This is a genomic window from Candidatus Anaplasma sp. TIGMIC, assembly GCF_028204095.1.
Lineage (GTDB): Bacteria > Pseudomonadota > Alphaproteobacteria > Rickettsiales > Anaplasmataceae > Anaplasma.
This window is the reverse complement of record NZ_JAQLOH010000047.1, coordinates 1-5693: the sequence shown is the minus strand read 5'-3', so window position 1 is coordinate 5693 and position 5693 is coordinate 1. Positions and strand designations below refer to the sequence as shown.

Below are 5693 nucleotides of genomic sequence, written 5' to 3'. Positions count from 1 at the left end.
CTCTGTAGACCCCGTGAATACAACACCTGCGATTTGGTCACTGTTGACTAGGGTTTCACCCAGCACTTCTCCCCAACCAGGTATGAAATGGAGAACATCTCTTGGTACACCAGCTCTGTATAACAGCTTAACCGCTTCATACGCTACTATAGATGTCTGCTCAGCAGGTTTTGCTACAACTGCATTTCCAGTTACTAGCGCAGCCGCCACAGGACCAAGAAATATAGCCAATGGGAAATTCCATGGTGATATACATACAAACACACCCCTGCTCTCGAAGTACATGTAGTTCTCTTCACCAGATGGCCCTGGAAGCTTTATTGGCTCGATCAACTCCTTGCGAGCGAGCGCAGCATAGTACCGCAGCAACGATGTCGTCTTCTTCACCTCAGCTACAGCATCCGAGATCACCTTACCACATTCCCGTATTAGTAAAGTAAAGAACTTACCTCGCTCCTTCTCAATCAAGTCCGCAGCTTTTTCCAAAATGACAGCACGTTCTTCCACTGCACTAAACTGCCACCTTTTAAACCCACGCTGCGCCGCACTCAGACTTTCTAATACTTGTTTTTCTGTTGCAAATACCACTTCACCAACTTTCAGACTCAGATCAGCAGGAGAGAAAACCTCAACAGCTTTTCCATTCTCTTCCAAATCCTTGCCATCTATGATGGGCACTGATTTTCTTAAACCAGAAAAATTCTTTAACTCCTCTTCAATGGCAGTCACAGCGAATATGCAATTATCGCTTCCTGTATCCATCCTCCTTCGCATTTAAATAAATACCCCCCCCCCTTATCTTTTGGACCTGTGAAACACACACTACCACTATAACGAGGTACAAAACTTACGATATCCAGGCCCCACACACTAAAAACGGCAATTACTTCATTCCTCAGATAAACAAGCCAAATCAACGTTACATCCCAAGGCAGTAGAATTCACACTAACAGTCTTCTCAGTAACAAACCGATGAAGATAGAGAGGACCACCTGCCTTCGGCCCAGTACCGGAAAGACCACGACCGCCAAACGGCTGCACACCGACTACAGCACCAACTTGGTTTCTATTAACATAGACATTACCAGCACCTATCCTTTCAGTAATGTAGTCTATATTACTCTGTATCCTGCTCTGTATAGCAAAGGTCAAGCCATACCCTGTGCTGTTAACAGCATCAAGAACACTACGCAAGTCTGACTTCTTATACCTAACAACATGCAACATTGGCCCAAATACCTCTTTTTCCACTTCAGACACTGATTCGATCTCAAACACATGCGGCGGGAAATAATATCCTTCAGTATCAGACAAATGACCTACATCTAGCTTATGAACCAACTTGACTCCACGTTGTTTTAGACTGTCCGCATAGGACATAAGCATGTCTAGAGATGGCTGATCTATCACTGGACCTATATCAGTACTAAGCTGCATAGGATCTCCAAGCCTCAAGGTATCCATAGCACCCTTTATAAATGCTATCTGCCGATCAGCAATTTCCTCTTGTAGCAATAGTATCCTTAATGAAGAACACCTCTGACCCGCACTCTTAAATGCGGAGTTGATAACATCATCACATACCTGTTCAAGCAATGCAGAGCTATCGACAATCATAGCATTTATACCACCGGTCTCAGCTATGAAAGGCACAATATCACGATTACGCTGTGCAAGAGTTCTATTAATGACGTTAGCAGTCTCTGTAGACCCCGTGAATACAACACCTGCGATTCGGTCACTTTTCACAAGCGCATCACCTAATACTTCCCCCTTACCAGGTATAAAATGAAGCACATCACCAGGTACGCCAGCTCTAAGCATTAGCTTCACTGCCTCATATGCGACTATAGATGTCTGTTCAGCAGGCTTTGCTATGACGGTATTTCCAGCGACAAGCGCTGCCGCTATCGGACCTATGAATATTGCCAATGGGAAATTCCATGGTGATATACATACAAACACACCCCTGCTCTCGAAGTACATGTAGTTCTCTTCACCGGATGGACCAGGCAACTTTATTGGTTCTACCAATTCCTTCCGAGCTAGCGCTGCGTAGTATCTCAAGAAGTCTACTGCTTCTCTTATCTCTGCCACTACATCGGAAATTACTTTTCCTCCTTCCTGAATCAGCAATGCAAAGAACTTCCCTTTTTCCTTCTCTAGTAAATCAGCAGCAGCTTCCATAATAGTCGCACGCTCATCTACTGAGGTACTCTGCCACTTGTTGAATGCCTTATGCGCAGCATCTAGACTCTCTAACGCCTGCTCTTTCGTAGCAAAGGACACCTCACCCACTTTATTACTAAGATTTGCTGGCGAAAAAACCTCAACAGCAGCTTCGCCTTCCACTTCTACACCATTTATTATCGGCATTGCCTTGAAACTAACGCCAACGAAGGATTTAACCTCTTCTTCCAGCACCGACATTGCGAGAGAATCAACAATATTCACGCCAGCAGAGTTAACCCTATCGGAAAACAACCCAGAAGGTAAAGGTATAGCAGGATGCGGGAGATACCCAAAACTCTTAGCTTTTTCCAACGGATCCGCCAACAATTGTTCAGCAGGCACATCACTGTCGTTTGTCATACGAATGAATGAACTATTCGTACCATTCTCTAGCAGCCTTCTTACAAGATATGGCAATAGGTCTGTATATCCACCCACGGGCGCATAAACCCTACACTTGATGCTAGGCGCAACCTCTCCGGCAACATACTCATACAATCCAGGAGCCATTGAATACAGCTTTTGGAACTCAAAGCCGGGATGATCTTTATCTGCAACTTCAAGAATAGAAGACAGCGTGTATGCGTTGTGTGTAGCGAAACACGGATAGAAAGTATTAGGCTTGCTCAAAATCCTCTGCACACAAGAGAAGTAAGACACGTCAGTATACGCACGCCTCGTGTAAACCGGGTATCCATCCAAACCTTGCTCCTGAGCGCTTTTTATTTCGTAATCCCAGTATGCACCTTTTACCAACCTCACCATCACCTTGCGGCCTGCCCGTATCGCTATATCCTCAACGATATCAAGCACCCCTAAAGCCCTTTTCTGATATGCCTGAACAGCAATACCAAGCCCTTCCCAGCCATCAAGAGACTTATCTGAGAATACCTTGTCAAATATAATAAGGGATGCTTCAAGCCTACGAGCATCCTCCGCATCGAGTGTTACACCTATATTGTGTTTCTTTGCTTCTCTACAAAGCTCTAGAATCTTTCCTGCGATATCATCTAGGACATAATCTATTTGGGTAAAATCGTACCTTGGATGTAGAGAAGAAATCTTAACCGATATACCATGCCTATCGGCAACAGTACTTCCTATATCTTCCTTCCCTATAACCTCAATTGCATTCATATAGGCATTGAAGTACCGTTCCCCATCTTCTTTTGTTCTGGCAGATTCACCCAACAGATCATATGAACACAGCTGCCCAGACTCCCTACTCTTTGCTACCGCGCTCTCTATATCCTTACCCATTATGAAGTGATTTCCCAGTATGCTCATGGCCTGTATCGCCGCCTTCCTTATTATGGGCTCACCCATATTCTTAAGAAGATTACCAAGGACACTGTACCAGCTTGAATCATCAACCTCTTTCAATATCTTTGCCCCTACACACAACGCAAGCGTAGAAGCATTAACAAATATGGAAGAGGAACTTCCTATGTGCTTATTCCACGTCGCCCGTGCTATTTTATCCCTGATCATCTCATCTATCGTACAGTCGTCCGGGATCCTGAGGAGAGACTCCGCTAAACACATCAGCGCCACACCTTCTTCCGTAGAAAGGCCATATGCCTGTATAAATGCATCAATTATCGTTGCACTTTTGCTAAAACGTACCTTCTCTATTATCTGCTTTGCAAGGTTGTATATTCTCACCTTTGAGTCTTGAGAGATTTCGGTGCGCTCAGTAAGGTATCTTACATAACTCTTCTCATCGGCATTATACATTCCCTGCATGCGCTTGCGAAGCTCATCGGGCAATTGCAACGAACTCATCATCATATACTGTCATCTCCTTTAAAACACTCACCAACGCAGCCTGCCTATCTTCACAACCTCTAGCAGCAATTCACGCGCTGAAGAACCGAAAACACACCTTAGCAGGGCGAAAGCCCAATGTGCAAGGGCCTGTAAAGCAAGAAAAACACCGTTATGCTATCAAATAATATTGCACTTATCAAACAAATTAGTTAGCGTAGCGAGGAGCGACGAATATATGTCTAAAGAGATGGAAGCCCGGTATGTATAAGATACGTGATAAGAAATTTCTGGTTGTCGGAGCCTCTGGAGGAATAGGTGCGGCGATTGCGGCACTGCTTTCTAAAGCAGGAGCGCAGCTCTGCATAACAGGAACAAGATTGGATGCGTTGAAGGAAGTGGCGTCAAGGTGTGAAACTGACACTCATATCGTGCAGTGCAACCTCTTAGACTCAGCAAACGTCGATACTCTTGTTGATCGGGCAGTAGATGCTATGTCTGGAATAGACGGTGTGGTGTGCAGCGCGGGAATAACCATAGATAAGCTGTCCTTGCGTATCACTGATGAAGACTGGGACAAGGTCATTGCTGTTAACCTAACTTCGGTTTTCAAGATTAATAGGAACGCCTGCAAGGCGATGCTAAAGAACAAGTTCGGTAGGATTATAAACATATCGTCCGTTGTTGGAATATCTGGCAACGTCGGACAAGCTAATTACTCTGCATCCAAGGCCGGCATAATAGGTATGAGCAAGACACTTGCTCTAGAGTTCGCATCACGTGGTATAACAGTCAACTGCGTTGCACCAGGGTTTATAGATACTCCAATGGTAGCAGTCCTGCCAGATAAGCAGAAAGAGCAGATACTCAGCAGCATACCTCTGGGTCGTATGGGAACTGCTGAAGAGATAGCATCTGTTGTGTTATTCCTTGCTAGCGAGGAGAGTAGGTACATAACTGGGCAGACCATACATGTCAATGGCGGTATGTTGATGTACTAGCCGCGGTACCGTATTTGTACGCATAAAGGGCTCTGTAATTGGGCGCTGGGTCTACGAACTCGTACCGTCGTGTACTCTTGGTTTATAACAAATAGAGAAAGAATACTGCCGGTTATTGGACTGACTACATGACGGTTGGTACATGATCGAAGTCTGCAGTGTCTTAGCTAGTATTTTTCAGGATTAATTTGAGATATCCTGTAGCAACAGCACTCAGCTTGTTACGCAAGTGAACCAAAGGTACTATTCTACAGTGTTGATCTCGGTAGTATGTCCTGTTACGTAATGTCTACCAGTGCACTGGATGGGTTGAGATACAGCTCAACTCCTGTTTATCGCATCACCTATAGTGACATAGAGTGGGTCGTGCATAGATGTTCTGTGCTGTCCCTATATAAGTCCTAAGACTGCAGCGTGTAGAGTAGTTTTACTTCTTACCTGTAACGTGATTTAGCTTATCCAGATACACGGCAAGTTGACTGGAAATAAGCAAGATTAAAGTAAGGCTATTTCTTAAATAGTGGGGCAGACTATAACAAATATAACATACCCTGAAAAGGTTGTTATACAGGCAATAGTTCGGGGACGCTTTACGTTCTTGTAAAGAATGGCTCTAACGCTACAATATGCGATCCCGGGCATTTATACGCCATCCAGCAGTTTATTGTGCAATTGATGGTGTTTGCGCTAATA

Annotated in this window: 3 protein-coding genes; 1 reads left to right on the top strand and 2 read right to left on the bottom strand. The window is 44.6% G+C overall.

Annotated elements, in window-relative coordinates:
- On the bottom strand, window positions 1–762 hold a 762-nt coding region (locus tag PGW94_RS04275; protein ID WP_271758982.1), incomplete at its 3' end, for an aldehyde dehydrogenase family protein.
- Window positions 763–888: 126 nt separating this feature from the next.
- Entirely contained in the window at window positions 889–4020 is a 3132-nt protein-coding gene (putA, locus tag PGW94_RS04270) for a bifunctional proline dehydrogenase/L-glutamate gamma-semialdehyde dehydrogenase PutA (RefSeq protein ID WP_271758984.1), read from the bottom strand.
- Window positions 4021–4262: 242 nt separating this feature from the next.
- On the opposite strand from putA, the gene fabG reads away from it, so the two are divergent.
- On the top strand, window positions 4263–5000 hold the full coding sequence (gene fabG / locus PGW94_RS04265; RefSeq protein ID WP_271758979.1) for a 3-oxoacyl-[acyl-carrier-protein] reductase: 738 nt from the start codon (window positions 4263–4265) through the stop codon (window positions 4998–5000).
- Window positions 5001–5693 lie beyond the last annotated feature (693 nt).

Excerpts from the sequence above, each read along its gene's own strand:
- putA (WP_271758984.1), bottom strand. The coding sequence starts at position 4,020 with ATGATGAGTTCGTTGCAATTGCCCGATGAGCTTCGCAAGCGCATGCAG.
- fabG (WP_271758979.1), top strand. The coding sequence starts at position 4,263 with ATGTATAAGATACGTGATAAGAAATTTCTGGTTGTCGGAGCCTCTGGA.